This is a genomic window from Cryobacterium sp. LW097 (assembly GCF_002205495.2).
In the GTDB taxonomy this organism is placed as follows: domain Bacteria; phylum Actinomycetota; class Actinomycetes; order Actinomycetales; family Microbacteriaceae; genus Cryobacterium; species Cryobacterium zongtaii.
Window position 1 is genome coordinate 3,353,185 of sequence record NZ_CP021992.1, and the last position, 14,851, is coordinate 3,368,035.

Annotated in this window: 13 protein-coding genes; 7 read left to right on the forward strand and 6 right to left on the reverse strand. The window is 69.4% G+C overall.

Annotated elements, in window-relative coordinates:
* Nucleotides 1-78 precede the first annotated feature (78 nt).
* From B7495_RS15705 to B7495_RS15715, 3 genes are read right to left on the reverse strand one after another with little or no spacing between them, the layout of a single operon-like run.
* On the reverse strand, nt 79-651 hold the full coding sequence (locus B7495_RS15705) for a TetR/AcrR family transcriptional regulator (RefSeq protein ID WP_088457405.1): 573 nt from the start codon (nt 649-651) through the stop codon (nt 79-81).
* Nucleotides 652-689: 38 nt separating this feature from the next.
* Nucleotides 690-2,822, reverse strand: a complete 2,133-nt coding sequence (locus tag B7495_RS15710) for a YhgE/Pip family protein (RefSeq protein ID WP_088457406.1) — start codon at nt 2,820-2,822, stop codon at nt 690-692.
* On the reverse strand, nt 2,823-3,467 hold the full coding sequence (locus B7495_RS15715) for an ATP-binding cassette domain-containing protein (RefSeq protein WP_165787854.1): 645 nt from the start codon (nt 3,465-3,467) through the stop codon (nt 2,823-2,825).
* Nucleotides 3,468-3,741: 274 nt separating this feature from the next.
* Between B7495_RS15715 and B7495_RS15720 the strand changes: the two genes are divergently transcribed.
* The 5 genes from B7495_RS15720 (at nt 3,742) to B7495_RS15740 (ending at nt 9,872) form a co-directional block, all read left to right on the forward strand.
* Nucleotides 3,742-4,416 (forward strand): hypothetical protein, encoded by a 675-nt coding sequence (locus B7495_RS15720; RefSeq protein ID WP_088457408.1) that lies wholly within the window; start codon nt 3,742-3,744, stop codon nt 4,414-4,416.
* Nucleotides 4,413-6,770 carry a YhgE/Pip domain-containing protein gene (locus B7495_RS15725; protein WP_240632277.1) on the forward strand — a complete coding sequence of 786 codons (2,358 nt, stop codon included), beginning with the start codon at nt 4,413-4,415 and terminating at the stop codon, nt 6,768-6,770. Before B7495_RS15720 ends, B7495_RS15725 begins: the two co-directional genes overlap by 4 nt.
* Before the next feature lie 96 nt (nt 6,771-6,866).
* Entirely contained in the window at nt 6,867-7,574 is a 708-nt protein-coding gene (locus tag B7495_RS15730; protein ID WP_088457409.1) for a bifunctional 2-polyprenyl-6-hydroxyphenol methylase/3-demethylubiquinol 3-O-methyltransferase UbiG, read from the forward strand.
* A gap of 66 nt (nt 7,575-7,640) precedes the next feature.
* Nucleotides 7,641-8,684, forward strand: coding sequence for a DNA polymerase IV (locus tag B7495_RS15735; protein WP_166789019.1), 1,044 nt, complete (start codon nt 7,641-7,643; stop codon nt 8,682-8,684).
* A gap of 195 nt (nt 8,685-8,879) precedes the next feature.
* The gene (locus B7495_RS15740) at nt 8,880-9,872 is read left to right on the forward strand and encodes an IS481 family transposase (protein WP_088457411.1); all 993 of its coding nucleotides are present in this window, start codon (nt 8,880-8,882) and stop codon (nt 9,870-9,872) included.
* Here B7495_RS15740 and B7495_RS15745 read toward each other — a convergent pair.
* The 3 genes from B7495_RS15745 to B7495_RS15755 form a co-directional block, all read right to left on the reverse strand.
* Nucleotides 9,869-11,032 (reverse strand): NADP-dependent malic enzyme, encoded by a 1,164-nt coding sequence (locus B7495_RS15745; protein ID WP_088458140.1) that lies wholly within the window; start codon nt 11,030-11,032, stop codon nt 9,869-9,871. The two genes, B7495_RS15740 and B7495_RS15745, sit on opposite strands and share 4 nt — an antisense overlap.
* A gap of 288 nt (nt 11,033-11,320) precedes the next feature.
* Entirely contained in the window at nt 11,321-13,000 is a 1,680-nt protein-coding gene (locus B7495_RS15750) for an MDR family MFS transporter (protein WP_240632278.1), read from the reverse strand.
* Nucleotides 13,001-13,013: 13 nt separating this feature from the next.
* The gene (locus tag B7495_RS15755; RefSeq protein ID WP_088457413.1) at nt 13,014-13,631 is read right to left on the reverse strand and encodes a TetR/AcrR family transcriptional regulator; all 618 of its coding nucleotides are present in this window, start codon (nt 13,629-13,631) and stop codon (nt 13,014-13,016) included.
* 99 nt (nt 13,632-13,730) lie between these two features.
* Between B7495_RS15755 and B7495_RS15760 the strand changes: the two genes are divergently transcribed.
* Entirely contained in the window at nt 13,731-14,084 is a 354-nt protein-coding gene (locus B7495_RS15760; protein WP_088457414.1) for a helix-turn-helix transcriptional regulator, read from the forward strand.
* Nucleotides 14,081-14,755, forward strand: a complete 675-nt coding sequence (locus B7495_RS15765) for a cation transporter (protein ID WP_088457415.1) — start codon at nt 14,081-14,083, stop codon at nt 14,753-14,755. The genes B7495_RS15760 and B7495_RS15765 overlap by 4 nt, the downstream gene beginning before the upstream one ends.
* Nucleotides 14,756-14,851: the final 96 nt, after the last annotated feature.

The following is a 14,851-nucleotide window of genomic DNA, read 5'->3' on the forward strand; positions in this document are numbered from 1 at the left end:
ATTCAGCCCCGCGAGCTGCGACTTAAGCACCACATTCGCCCGATTCTGGGGCTCAGGTCACAGTTCGCGACAGGGGGCTCAGGCGAGCAGGCCGCCGGAGAGGGACTCGAGGATGGCCGCGGACACCTCGTCGCGGTGCCGGTCGGGCTCGAAAACCAGCCATTCCAGGCCGGCCATGAGCACGGCACCGAACACACTGGACGCCATCAGCCCGCTGGTGCCGGCCGCCGCGGTGGCCGGCTTGGTCTCGGCGATCGCCTCGGCGAAGACCGCGAGGGCGTCGTGCCGCAGGGCGAACAGGGTCTTCTGCCAGGCCCGGTCGGTGCGGAAGATCTCGGCCGCCATCAGCTTGGCCAGGCCCGCGTTGGCCTCGATCCGGTCGAGCAGCACCGTGATCAACGCTTCCAGCGCGGCCCGGCCGTGCAGGCCGGTGCGCGCCTCGCGGAGGGAATCGGCGAGCGCGCCGACCCCCTCCTGCAACAGCGCCTCGAAGAGGTTGTCCTTCGAGCTGAAGTTGTAATACAGGCTGCCCTTGGCCACCCCGGCGCGCTCCGCGACGTCATCCATCGTGGTGCCGGTGATCCCGCGGGTGGCGGCCAGCTCCAGCGCGGCATCCAGGATCGCTCGTTTGGTTCCGATCGCGCGGGGCATGGGCCGGTCCTCTCAGTGCACTCGGTGCGGGCTCAGGGCTAGATGGTCATCTCGGGGTGCAGCCGGGTGATCGTCCACATCCGCTGCCGGGACGCGCTCCAGGCGCTGACGGCGATCGAGCCGACCAGGATGCCCACGAGCACAAGCACGGAGAGCCACAGTCTAGAGTCGATTCCTCCGGTGATGAGCTGCCGGAGCCCGGTGACCACGTACGAGGCGGGCATCCACGGGTGCAGGATCTGGAAGAACTCCGGCGTGGTCTCCACCGGGTAGGTTCCACCCGACGAGCTCAGTTGCAGCATGAGCAGCACCAGGCTGACCACGCGGCCGGCCGCGGTGCCCAACAGGATGATGAACATCTGTTGCAGCGCCAGGAACGCCAGAGTGGTGAGGTAGATGAAGACCGACATGCCCAGCCAGTGCGCCGGGGTGAGCCCGATGCCGTAGACCAGCACCAGGACCATGATCACGACCTGGCTGAGGCCGATCGCCATGGCCGGCAGGAACCCGGTCATCGTGGCGCGCAGCCCGGAGGCGGCGCTGGCCAGCGCCCGGGTGGGCAGCGCCCGCAGGATCAGCCAGGTGATCAGCGCACCGACGAAGGTGGCCAGGGCGAGGAAGAAGGGCGCGAACCCCTCTCCGAAGCTGTCGGAGGCGTTCTCCCAGGTCTGCTTGAGGTCGACCGGGTTCGCGATCACCGAGGCCTTCGTGGCGATCTGCGCGTCACTGTCGTCCGGCGCGGCTGCCGCGCCGGACGCGAGGGCATCGGCGAGGGTGTGGCCGCCATCGGCGAGTTGCACGGTGCCGGACTGCAATTCGGTCCCGCCGTCGACCAGCTTGGTGCTGCCGTCGACGAGGGTGCCGGTTCCGGCGGCCAGGCTGTCAGCGCCGTCGGCGAGGGTCGCCGATCCGGTGGCCGCGGTCGCCGCGCCGGTGGCGAGCTTGCCGGCCCCGGCCGAGAGGGCGCCGGCGCCGGCGGCGACGTCCGAGGCTCCGGATGCAACCTGGGCGGCGCCGGGGGCACCACCGGTGAGGGCGTCGGAGAGCTGGCCGAGACCGGCCGCGAACTGCCCGCTGGAGGTCGCGTAGGCCGAGATCTGGGTCGCGGCACCCTGCGTCTGGGTGTTGAGGGTGTCGGCGCCGCCGGCGAGCTTGGTCACCGAGGGCAGGAAGGCGGAGGCCGGTGTGCCGGCCGGGGCCGCAGCGATGGCCGCCTCGAGATTCTTCAGACCATCGGAGAGCGTGGTCGTCCCGGTGGCGAGCTGCCCGGCACCGGTGGCAATCGAGGTGGCCCCGGCGGCGAGCTGGTCGGAGGAGTCGGAGAGGGTGGCTGCCCCGGTGGCGGCCTTGGCGAAGCCGTCGGACACCTTCTGGGATCCGTCGGCGACCGCGGTGGCACCGTCGGCGAGTTTCACCGAGGAGTCGGACAGGGTCGCCGCTCCGGTGGACAGCGTGCCGAGCCCGGTGGCCAACGTGGAGGAGCCGTCGGCCACCTGCGCGGCGCCGTCGTCGAGCTCCACAGCGCCGGCGGAGAGGTCGCCCAACCCGTCGACGAGGGTGCCGGTGCCGGTTTCGGCCGTCGTGAGGCCGTCGGCGAGGGTGCCGGCGCCGTCTGCCGCGCTGCGGATGCCGTCGCCGGCTTCGTTCACGGCCACGAGCATCGCGCTGACGGTTTGGTCGCCGATGTTCACCGACACGGCGTCGCGCAGCTGCACCATAGCCTGCTTGCCCAGGGTTGAGGCGAGGAAGCTGTTGCTGTCGTTGTAGTCGACCTGCACCTCGGCCGCGGTGGGGGTGTCGGTGCCGGCGGAGATCGCGTCGGTGGAGAAGTCGGCGGGGATGGTGACCGAGAAGTAGTAGTCGCCGTCGATGACGCCGGTGGCGGCATCCGCGGCACTGGTTTCGACCCAGCCCAGGTCGTTGCCGTCGATGAGCTTGTCGACGAGGTCGTCGCCGGCACTGAACTCCTCACCGTCGCGGGTGGCGCCGGTGTCGGTGTTGACCAGGGCGACCGGCAGGTGGCTGAGCTCCTTGTCGGGCGCCCAGAAGGCCCACAGGTACAGGGCGCCATAAATCAGGGGGATGAACATCAGCACGACGAGTGCGATCTTGGGCAGAGTGCCCTTGCCGAAGCGGCGCAGCTCCGTTCCCATAGAGAGGAAGGCGAACATCTAGCGAATCTCCTGGTTCATGTACAGGACGGTCGGGTCGATGCCCAGTTCCGCCCACATTTCAAAGTCCGGTGCGATCGCCGAGGCGATCACGGGGGTGCCGGCCTGCACGATCGCACCGAGCCGGTACCAGAGCTGGCGGCGGGCCTCGGCGGAATGCACCTGCTCGACCTGGTCGAAGAACAGCACGTCGGGGCGGCTCATCATGGCCAGCGACGCGCGCAGCAGCACCATCTCCACCTCGTCGAGGTCCCAGATCATGGTGCTGGCGGCGGGCACGGGGATGTCACCGAAGACGGGACCGCAGACGCGGGCGACCTCGGCATCGTCGACCGCGCGGATGAAGGACCACCACGGGGCGAGCCACGCGTGGCGTTCTCGGATGGCCGCGGCCACGCTGACCGACTCCTCGAGGGTGTCGATGCCGTGGAACCCTGACACGCCCGTGCGGCGCTGGATCCGCCTGGCGTGGCGGGGCAGGTCCTCCCCGAGCACGAACAGGCTGCCGGAGCTGGGCTTCATCCGCCCGGCCAGGGTGAGGAGCAGGCTCGTGCGGCCGCTGCCGGCCGGACCGCAGATCACGGTGAGGCCGTCGTCGGCGCTGAAGCTCAGCGGCCCGAAGACCACGCCCCGCTTGTGACTCACGCTCAGTTCATCCGCTACCAGTGTCGCCTGCACGTCGTTCCTCTCTCGTCGGCATCTTTGTACCGACTAGTCAGTATAGATCCGCTCTTTCGACGGATGCAAGCGCACCCCTGGCTCGGGTGTTCTCTGAGAGCTTTCGAACTGACACTGACTAGTCAGCCTAAGTCGAGGTGGGTGAATTAGAGTGTGACCCTGTCCCAGCGCCGCGATGCCCCTTTTCCCCCAGAATTCGGTCCGGCGTTGGTCGGGCCCCTCTCCCCCTGGAGGCGCTCGCATGCGCGTTAACCTCACTGCCGTCACCAAAGGACCGAAGAACTCGGCCCTTCCGGAAACGACCCTGGAATTCGCCAGCGGCGCCGTCACATTTGCTCGCGCCGAGACCGAACGCCGCCCCACTGTTCTGGGCTTGATCGCTTCGGGGCGGATGCGGCCGGATGCCGGAACCGTCACCCTGGACGGCCACACCGACTATGCGGGACTGCGCCGCCAGATCGCCCTCGTCGACGCCCTCGGGGTCTCGGAGCCGGCCGCGGACCTGAAGGTTGACGAGGTTGTAGCCGAAGAGCTCATGTTCGCCGGCCGACTCGGCCGCCGACGCACGGTCACGCGGGTGCTCACCGAGCTCGACCTCGCCGACCAGGCACGCTCTGACATGGGCGACCTCGCGCCCGACGACCGCATCCGCCTGCTTACCGAGCTGGCGGTGCTTCGCGACGGCGTTCTGGGCCTCGTTCTCACCTCGCCCGACCGCCACGGCGGCGACCCGTTGGGCTGGTGGGACGTCGCGGGCGGCCTGGCCGCGCGGGGGTATGCGGTGCTCGTGATCGCCGGTGACGCCTCCGCGCACGCGATCGCCGACCTGGAACTGACCAACCTCGAGCCGGCCGGGGAACTGCCCGCCGGACTCGTGCGCTCATCCCTCACCCCCGCTGGAGCGGACGAACTGTGAAGATCTTCGCCATGATCCGCGCCGAACTGGCGCGCCTGACCGCCACGACCATGTCCCGCGTGGCACTCGTCGCGCTGATGCTGGTGCCCGTGCTCTACGGCGGCCTCTACCTCTGGGCAAACCAGGACCCGTACGCGGGCCTGGACCGAGTGCCCGTGGCCCTCGTCGTGTCCGACACCGGCTCGGAGCTGGACGGCGCCGCCACCAATTACGGCACCGACGTCGCCGAGCAGCTCATCGAGGACGGCACCTTCGACTGGCACACCGTGACCGCGGCGACCGCGAAGGCCGGTGTGGCCGACGCCACCTACGACTTCAGCGTCACGATTCCCGCCGACTTCTCCAGCTCGATCGCCTCGTCCTCATCCGATACCCCGCACCAGGCCACGATCACCCTCACCACCAACGACACCAACAGCTACCTCGCCTCCACGATCGGCAGCCAGGCCGCCCAGACCATTCGGGATGCCATCGTCGAACGGGTCAACGAGCAGGCCGCCGACACCCTGCTCATCGGCCTGTCCGACATCCGCTCGAGCCTGGTCGACGCCGCCGATGGCGCCACCCAGCTGACGGATGGCGCGTCGACCGCCGTAGACGGCGGCAGCAGCCTCGCCGACGGGGCGGGCCGGCTCGCAGACGGCACCGGCCAGCTGGCCACGGGAGCCGGCACCCTCGCCAACGGCACCGGGCAGCTCGCCGACGGTGCCGCCCAGATCGCCGACGGCACGGGCAAGGTCGCCACCGGGTCCGACAGCCTGGCCGCCGGGGCCGCGCAGCTCAGCACGGGAGCGGGCGGCCTCGCCGCCGGCGCGGGCCAGGTCGCGACCGGAGCCGACGCCCTGGCCACCGGAACCGGGCAGGTCGCCGACGGCACCGCCGCGCTGTCGCAGGGTGCCACCACCCTCGCCGCCGGCACCGGCAAGGTCGCCACCGGTGCCGCCCAGGTCGCCGCCGCTGCCCAACAGGTGGCCGACGGCACGGCGGCGCTGAACACCGCCGCCGGTGCGGCCGGTACCCAATTCGCCGGCGCGGGCGCGACCTACACCGCCGCACGCACGGCCCTGGCCGATCAGCTCACCGCCGCCGGACTCAGCCAGACCGAGGTGGACGCCGCACTGGCCACCCTCGACCCGATCGGCCGCAGCATCACCGACAGCGGCGCCGCCCTGACCGCTGCCGGCACCGCCATCACGACTCTCAGCACCGGTACCAGCCAGCTGGCGACCGGGGCTGCCCAGACCGCCGACGGGGCCAAGCAGAGCGCCGACGGCGCGAGCAGCCTGGCCACCGGTGCCGCGACCGCCGCGGCCGGGGCGCGCACTTCCGCCGACGGCGCGGCCGCCCTCGCCACCGGCGCGCACCAGAGCGCGGACGGCGCCAGCGCCCTCGCCACCGGCGCCGGGCAGACCGCGGCCGGAGCCAGCAGTCTGGCGGCCGGCGCCGGCCAGACCGCCGACGGCGCCGCCACCCTGAGCACCGGCGCGGCCTCCGCCGCCGACGGTGCGGCGAGCCTGAGCACCGGCGCGGAATCCACCAGGGCCGGCGCAGAGACCCTCGCCACCGGCGCCTCGTCCCTCAGCGACGGCCTTGTCGGCCTCAAGGACGGCGCGGGCGAACTGCGCGACGGGCTCACCGACGGTGTCGGCAGCATTCCGGACACCGACGCCCAGACCCGCGACCTGCAGGGCTCGACCATCGCCGACCCGGTGAACCTGCAGAAGGCGGCGGTGACCTCCGCCGGCACCTACGGCGCCGGCCTGGCCCCGTTCTTCGCCAGCCTCGCCGGCTGGATCGGCATCTACGCCCTGTTCCTGATCGTGAAGCCGGTCTCCCGCCGCGCCATCACGGCCCTGCACTCCCCAGTGAAGATCACCCTCGCCGGCTGGCTCACCCCCGGCATCCTGGGCCTGCTGCAGATGGCCGCCCTGTTCGGCATCCTCACCGGCGTGCTGCACTTCGAGGTGCACAACCCGGTGGGCACCTACGGCATGATGGGCCTGGCCGCACTCACCTTCGCCGCGATCATCCTGGCGCTCAACGTGTGGCTGGGCAGCGTGGGCCAGTTCGTGGGCCTGGTGCTCATGGTGCTGCAGCTGGTCACTGCCGGCGGCACCTTCCCCTGGCAGACCCTGCCGGCGCCGCTGGCGTTCCTGCACCATGTGGTGCCGATGAGCTACGCCGTCGACGGCATCCGCCAGCTGATGTACGGCGGCAACCCGGCCACCGCCCTGAACGACGCCGGGGTGCTGCTGCTCTGGCTCACCGGGGCGCTCGTGATCGCCGCGATCGGCGTGGTGCGGATGACGCACTTCCGCACCCTGCGCGACCTCAAGCCCAGCTTGATCGGCTGAACTGCCTGCTTGCCATTCCGGCAAGACAGGTTGCGCGAGTGCTGCCCTATTCGGCATCATCGGGACACTTGACGACCACACCGAAGGGCCGACCCGATGACACACAGCTTTGAGAAGGACTACTGGGAACGGCACTGGGAACAGGCGCACGATCCGGAAGCCGAGGTGTCGGACCAGAGCGGCCCGAACCCGCATCTCGAACGGGAAATCGCCGGCCTCAGGCCCGGAACCGCCCTGGATGCGGGATGCGGCACCGGTGCCGACGCCATCTGGCTGGCCGACCGCGGCTGGCGGGTGACCGCCGCCGACATCTCCGGCACCGCCCTCGAGGCAGCGGCGGAACGGGCTGCCGAAACGTCGGTTGCGGCGAGGGTGACCTGGCTCGAGGCCGACCTCACCACGTGGCTGCCGACAAGCCGGTTCGACCTGGTGGCCACCAGCTATGCGCACCCGGCGATGCCGCAGCTGGCCTTCTACGAGCGCATTGCGGACTGGGTCGCTCCCGGCGGCACCCTGCTGATCGTGGGGCATCTGCACAAGCCGACCTCGGCGGGCCCCGATGTCGGTCAGGGGCGCGGTCACGAGCACGGTTACGCGCATGGTGGCGGTCACGGCCACGCCGCGGGCGCGGGCCAGCAGCCACCCGTCGAGGCGACGGCCACCCTGGCGGACATCACCGGTCGTCTCGACCCCGCGATCTGGTGCATCGAGAGCGCCGAGGAGCGCGCCCGCACGGTCACCGGGCCGGAGGGGCGCCCCCTCGCGATGCACGACGCCATCGTGCGGGCCACTCGGCACGCCTGACCGCGGCGGCCGAATCGGCTACAATCGAACACATGTACGATGCAGACGGTGATCGGGGTGGCGCGCATGACGGCACGTCCGGTTCTGCACGCTGACGCCGACGCCTTTTTCGCCTCGGTCGCGTTGCGCTCGAGACCAGAGCTCGCCGCCGTGCCGGTTGCCGTGGTCGCCCATGTCTACATTGCCAGCGCGAACTACCCGGCTCGTGCGCGCGGTGTGCGCTCCGGATCGCTCGCCCAGGACGCGCTGAGGCAGTGTCCTGAGCTGATCCTGATCGACGTGCCACGCGCGGAGGTCGAGGAGGTGGGCGACGCCCTCTTCGACATCTTCCACAACAGCGCCAGGGCAGTGGAACCCGGCTCGATCGAGGAGGCCTTCCTCGACGTCGGCGCGACCGACTGGGCAGGGGCCATCGACGCCGGCCACGCGCTGCGCCGGCGGGTGGCCCGGGAACTCGGCATCCCCATCAGTGTCGGGGTGGGCAGCACCAAGCTGATGGCGAAGCTCGCCTCCCGCAGGGCGAAGCCCGACGGGCTCTCGGTGATTGACGCCGGCGAGGAAGCGCGTCTGCGCACGACCCTGCCGATCACCGACGTCTGGGGAATCGGTGCCACCACACTGCAGCGACTCCATCGCATCGGAGTGCTGAGGCTCGGCGACGTGGACGGCATCCCGCCGAACGAATTGCAGCACGTCTGCGGCACCGCGATGGCGCGGCGACTGTGGCGCATTCGGGACGGCACCGACGACGCCGTGGTGCGCCCGGTCGAACAGCGCTCGTCCCTCACGGCCGAGGGATCCACCGCCGGTTTCGCGCGGCCGGACAAGACGCCCGGCGAGCTGGCCGAGGCGTGTGTCGAGCGACTCTGCAAACGCGCCGAGCGGGCGGGACTCGCGGGCACGGGGATGACTCTCACCCTGCGACCGGAGACCGGCGGAAAGGCGGTTGTGCGGAAGCGCAACCTCGTGGCGGCGACGACCGGGCGGGCGGACTGGCTCGCTGTGGCCGGCGACCTGTTGGCCGGCGAGCCGGTGCCCCGGCTTGCCGGGTTGCGGGTCACCCTGACGGGACTGCTCCCGCTCGACCGGGTGCAGCACACCCTGTTCTGACGCGTTCGCGCGACCGCAGGCCGGGTCACCGGGTCTCGACAAGCTCGACCGACGAGACGGGTGCGACCGACGAGGAAGGTGCGACCGCTAGATGTACTGCCCAGGGACGTTGGTTGATGTGTGACGTCTTGAAATGACGAAGACCTCCGGTGGAGGGTGGAGCTGTCTAGTTCCCCAACCCGTCCGGAGGTCCTCGTGTCTCACGCTAATGCTGCTCTCACCCCGGTTCAACGTCTGCGGATCGGAAGGCTGGTCGTCGATGACGGCTGGCCTGTCGCCCATGCAGCGGTGTTCTTCCACGTGTCATGGCCGACCGCGAAGCGGTGGGCCGACCGGTACGCGGCGATGGGCCGCGACGGCATGCAGGATCGTTCATCGCGCCCGCACCGCAGCCCCACAAAGACTCGCCCGGAGCTGGTGCGGAAGGTCGTGCATCTGCGCTGGAAGAAGCGCCTCGGGCCCGTTGGGATCGGCGCCCGTCTCGAGATGCCGGCCTCGACCGTTCACGCGGTGTTGACCCGCTGCCGCCTCAACAGGCTGCGGCATGTCGACGTCCGTACCGGCGAGCCGGTCCGCCGCTACGAGCACGAGAGACCCGGCGCGATGATCCATGTTGACGTGAAGAAGATCGGCAACATCCCGGACGGCGGCGGCCACCGCTATGTCGGACGGCAACAAGGAGCCAAGAACCGGCAATCGACCCCAGGCACCACCCGGAACAGACATCACCACGAGCTTCTGGGAACAGCGTTCGTCCACACCGTGATCGACGACCACTCCCGGGTCGCTTATGCCGAGATCCACGGCGACGAGAAAGCCGAGACCGCCGTCGGCGTCTTGAAACGAGCCGTGTCCTGGTTCGAAGCGCGCGGTGTCACCGTCGAACGTGTCCTTTCCGACAACGGCTCCGCATACCGATCCCACGCCTGGCGCGACACCTGCGCCGAGCTTGGCATCAAGGTCAAGAAGACCCGCCCCTACCGGCCACAGACCAACGGGAAGATCGAACGCTTCCACCGCACCCTCGCCGACGGCTGGGCGTTCTCCCGCCACTACAACAGCGAATCAGCCCGCCGAGCAGCACTGCCAGCATGGCTCCACGAATACAATCACCACAGGCACCACACCGCCATCGGAGGCAAGCCACCGATCACGCGGTTAACTAACCTGCCTGGGCAGTACAGCTAGACGGCCGCCATCACCGCGGCGGCCACGGCGTCGGCCACGCGCTCGTCGAACGGGCTGGGCACGATGAAGTCGGCGGCGAGGTCGTCACCGACCAGGTCGGCGATGGCCATCGCGGCGGCGATCTTCATGGCGGTGGTGATGCGGCGGGCGCCGGCATCCAGGGCCCCGCGGAAGATGCCGGGGAAGGCGAGCACGTTATTGATCTGGTTGGGGTAGTCGCTGCGTCCGGTGGCCACGATCCTGGCATAACGGCCGGCCACGTCCGGGGCCACCTCGGGGTCGGGGTTGGAGAGCGCGAAGATCATGGCGTCAGCCGACATCGTGGCGAGCAGGGATTCCTCGACGGTGCTTGAGGAGACGCCGACGAAGACATCGGCGCCGGCGAGGGCCTGCGCCGGGCCGCCGTCGATCTGGCGGGGGTTCGACGTCACGGCGAACTCGGCCTTGACGCCGGTCAGGTCGATGCGGTGGCCGCTGAGGATGCCCCGGGAGTCCAGGAGCACGACGTCCTGGATACCGACCTCCAGCAGGATCGCGGCGATCGCGATCCCCGCCGCGCCCGCGCCGGACACGACGACCTTGAGGCCCGCGCGATCCCGGCCGAGCACCTTGGCGCCGTTGGTGATCGCGGCCAGCACCACGACGGCGGTGCCGTGTTGGTCGTCGTGCATGACGGGCATGTCGAGGGCCTCGATGAGCTTGGCCTCGAGCTCGAAACAGCGCGGCGCCGACACATCCTCGAGGTTCACGGCCCCGAAGCTGTGCTGCAGACGCACGAGGGTCTCGACGATCTCATCGACGTCAGTGGTGTCGAGCACCAGCGGGATGGAATTCAGCCCGGCGAAGCGCTGGAAGAGGGCCGACTTGCCCTCCATCACGGGCAGGGCGGCGGCCGGGCCGATGTCGCCGAGCCCCAGCACCGCGGTGCCGTCGCTGACGACGGCCACCAGCCGGCTCGCCCAGGTGTGCGTGGCGGCGACAGCGGCATCGGTGTGGATCGCGCGGCTGACCTCGGCAACGCCAGGGGTGTAGACGACGGCCAGGTCACGCCGGGTGTCGATGGGCCGGGCGAGTTCGATTCGCAGCTTGCCGCCCTCGTGGGCAGCGAAGATCTCGTCGGTGGTGACCAGGGCGGGCTGGACGGGGATGGTGAGTGACATGGAGCGGGCCTTTGCGGTCGAGACACAGAAAAGCCGCACACTTCCTGAAGGATCCAGACCGGCCTGGGATCAGGCTACGGCCATCGCGGCTCGAACGAACGGGACCATAGGCCCAGTCACCCGTCGCCGGGCGCAAACCGGGTCGCCGAGTTGCCGCAAAAGACCCCCTGGCAGGCATCGAAGGGCCACTTTGGCCGCAGTCGCGGAGGGGACCGGCGGCGACTCACGTCAAAATACCCCTTCGGGTGCGGTGAAGGGGCATTCTGAAGCAATTCGGCGAAACTGCCGCTAGCGCGGTTCGGGCGCCTTCAGCTCGGCGTCGGCACGGACTCCGGCATCGGACGGGGCGGTGGCCGGGTGCGTCGGGTGCGTCGGGTGGCCGTGCTGGGCGGCTTCGAGGGCCTCGGCCTCCGCACCGCCGACGGCCTCACCGCGGGCGACCATTCCGGCCACGTCGGAGAGCGTGATCTGCTTGAGCATCAGGGCAAGGAGGAAGGCCAGGCCGATGAAGGGCAGCAGGTACCAGAACACCGGCGCCAGCGCATCCGCATAGGCCGCCACCACCCCGTCACGCACGACATCGGGCAGCGCATTCAGGGTCTGCGGGTCGATCGTGGACGTGGCCGCAGCGGCATCCGTGGCGTTCGCGCCGGCGTTGCTGAACACGCCGGTGAGGTTCTCGGTGAGCCGGTTGGTGAAGATCGTGCCGAACACGGCCACGCCGAGCGCGGCACCGACCTCGCGGAAGTAGTTGTTCGTGCTGGTTGCGGTGCCCACCATCGACGGGTTGACCGAGTTCTGGGCGACCAGGACGACAACTTGCATGATCAGCCCGAGGCCCGCACCGAAGATGAACAGGAACACGCAGATCAACCAGATCGGCGTCTCGGCGGTGAGGCCGGTCATCAGCACCATCGCGAGCGCGGTGAGGATCGTGCCGATGATCGGGAACATCTTGTAACGGCCGGTCTTGGTGATGGCGATACCGGACATGATCGACGTGCCGATCAGGCCGGCCATCATCGGCAGCATCAGCAGGCCGGATGCCGCCGCTGACGTGCCTGAAGACATCTGCAGGAAGGTGGGCACGAACCCGATCGCGGAGAACATGCCGAGCCCCAGGGTGAGGCCGATCAGGGTCGCGTTGACGAAGGTCGGGTTCTTGAACAGCGACAGCGGGATGATCGGGTCTTTCGCCTTCGCCTCAGTGATGACGAACAGGACGGCCGCGAGCAGCATGCCGGCACCGAAGAGCCAGGTCTCAATCGCTTCCCAGCCATGGTCGGCGTTGCCGCCGAAGTCGGTGAAGAAGATCAGGCAGGTCGTGAAGGCCGACAGGAAGATGACGCCGAGGATGTCGATCGGCTGGGTGGCCTTCTTGCTCGGCAGCCGCAGGGCGAACCAGGCGATCGCGAAGGCCGCGATGCCGACGGGGATGTTGATGTAGAACGCCCACTGCCAGGTGAGGTGGTCCACGAAGAAACCGCCCAGGAGCGGACCGCCGACGGCGGAGAGGCCGAAGACGGCGCCGAGCGGGCCGAGGTACTTGCCACGCTCGGATGCGGGCACGATGTCGGCGATGATCGCCTGGGAGAGGATCATCAAGCCGCCACCACCGAGGCCCTGCACGGCACGCCAGACCACCAGCTGGGTGAAGTCGCCGGCGAAGGCACAACCCACCGAGGCGATGGTGAACAGCGCGATCGCGATCAGGAACAGGTTGCGACGGCCGAGCACGTCACCGAACTTGCCGTAGACGGGCATCACGATGGTCGTCGCCAGCAGGTAGGCCGTGGTGAGCCAGACCTGGTGCTCGACGCCGCCGAGCTGGCCGACGATGGTGGGCATCGCGGTGGAGACGATGGTCTGGTCGAGGCTGGACAAGAGCATGCCGGCGATCAGGGCGCCGAAGATGATCCAGATTCGCCGTTGGGTGAGGAGGAGCGGCGCCTCGGAGGTGGTGGTCACGAAATGTTGCCTTTCAGGGAGTGGGTACGGCCAGCACGAGGCGCATGGCGTCGAGCGAAGAAGAGAGGATGACGGCGAAGTCTTGGTCATTCGCCGGATCGACGAAGGTGTCGGCGGTGGATTTCATGAGCGAGCCGACGATGCTCACGATCGCCGCAGCACGCGGATCGTCGCCGTCGACGCCTTGCCTCTCGACGATGAGGCCGCGGAGCTGGCGGTCGCGGTCCCTGGACAGGCCGATGAAACGGGCCAACAAGCGCGGCTCACGTTCCAGGGCCACCATCAGGTCGCTGTGCTCCCGGGGGTCCATCTCATCGGATTCAATGTGCTGGATGGCCAGGTCGATCAGGTCGTTGAGCACCTGCGGCCACTCGCCCGCTCCGCGGGCCAGGAACTTTTCGGCGAAGAGTCGGTACTCGTCGTCGGGATTGACCCCGATGACGGCGTCTTCTTTGCTGGCGAAGTAGTTGAAGAAGGTGCGCCGGGACACGTCGACGGCGGAGCACACCTCCTCGATCGTGAAACCGGCCAGGCCGCGCTCCGCCGTGAGCCGACGCGACACCGCCGTGAGATTGGCGGCGGTCTTACGCATCCGTCGCTCAACACGGGAAGTGATTGCACTTTCTGACATAGAGTGCAGTTTTGCATCATTGGACACACAGTGCAAGTTAAATCCCGACGTTCGGGGTCGGGCTTGGCGATAGGTCACCCGGCGCTGTATGGTCAGTCAATGCTGACCATTGCGAGCCACCTCGACGTCATGAATCGCCTGGGTCGTGCGATGGCCGACCCCACCCGGTCCCGCATCCTGCTGAGCCTGCTCGAGGCGCCCGGCTACCCGGCCCGGATCGCCCGGTCGCTCAACCTCACCCGGTCGAACGTCTCCAACCACCTGAGCTGCCTGCGCGGCTGCGGCATCGTGGCCGCGGTCCCAGAGGGCCGGCAAACCCGGTACGAGATCGCCGACCCGCACCTGACCCGCGCGCTCGCGGCCCTCGTCGAGGTGGTGCTCGCCGTCGACGACGGCGAGCCCTGCACCGAAACCGACTGCGACGTTCCCGGCTGCTGCGATACCCCCGCATGACCGCCACGAACACGGCATCGTCACTCGACCCGATCCGTCGCCGCGTGCTGCAGCGCCGCATCCGACTGGTGGTGGCGATCACCATCAGCTACAACGTGATCGAGGCGGGCATCGCCCTGGCCGCCGGCACCGTCGCCTCCTCCGCCGCACTGGTCGGCTTCGGCCTCGACTCGATCGTCGAGGTGCTCTCGGCGGCGGCGATCGCCTGGCAGTTCGCGGCACCGGACCCGGAGAAGCGCGAGCGGGTGGCCCTTCGGGTGATCGCGGTCTCCTTCTTCGCGCTGGCGGCCTACGTGAGCGTGGATGCCGGCCTCTCGCTCTTCGGGGTGCGCGAGGCCGAGCACAGCCCGGTGGGGATCGCCTTGGCCGCGGTGAGCCTGGCGATCATGCCGGTCTTGAGCTGGTTCGAGCGTCGCACCGGCCGGGAACTCGGCTCGGCATCCGCCGTCGCCGACTCGAAGCAGACCCTGCTCTGCAGCTACCTCTCTGCCGCGCTGCTGGCCGGGTTGCTGCTCAACTCACTGCTCGGCTGGGCCTGGGCGGACTCGGTCGCGGCGCTGGTGATTGCCGGCTTCGCGGCGAAGGAGGGCCTCGAGGCGTGGCGCGGCGACGCCTGCACGGTTCCGGTTTCGGCGCTCACCGGGGAGCGTGCCGCCGAGACCGGCCATTGATCGCCCCTTTCGGCGACGCCGAAGGTCATCGCCGCACCAGCTTTAGCCCATCGCGCCCGCCATAGGGGGCGCGATGGGCCATACGGGGTGCGGCGA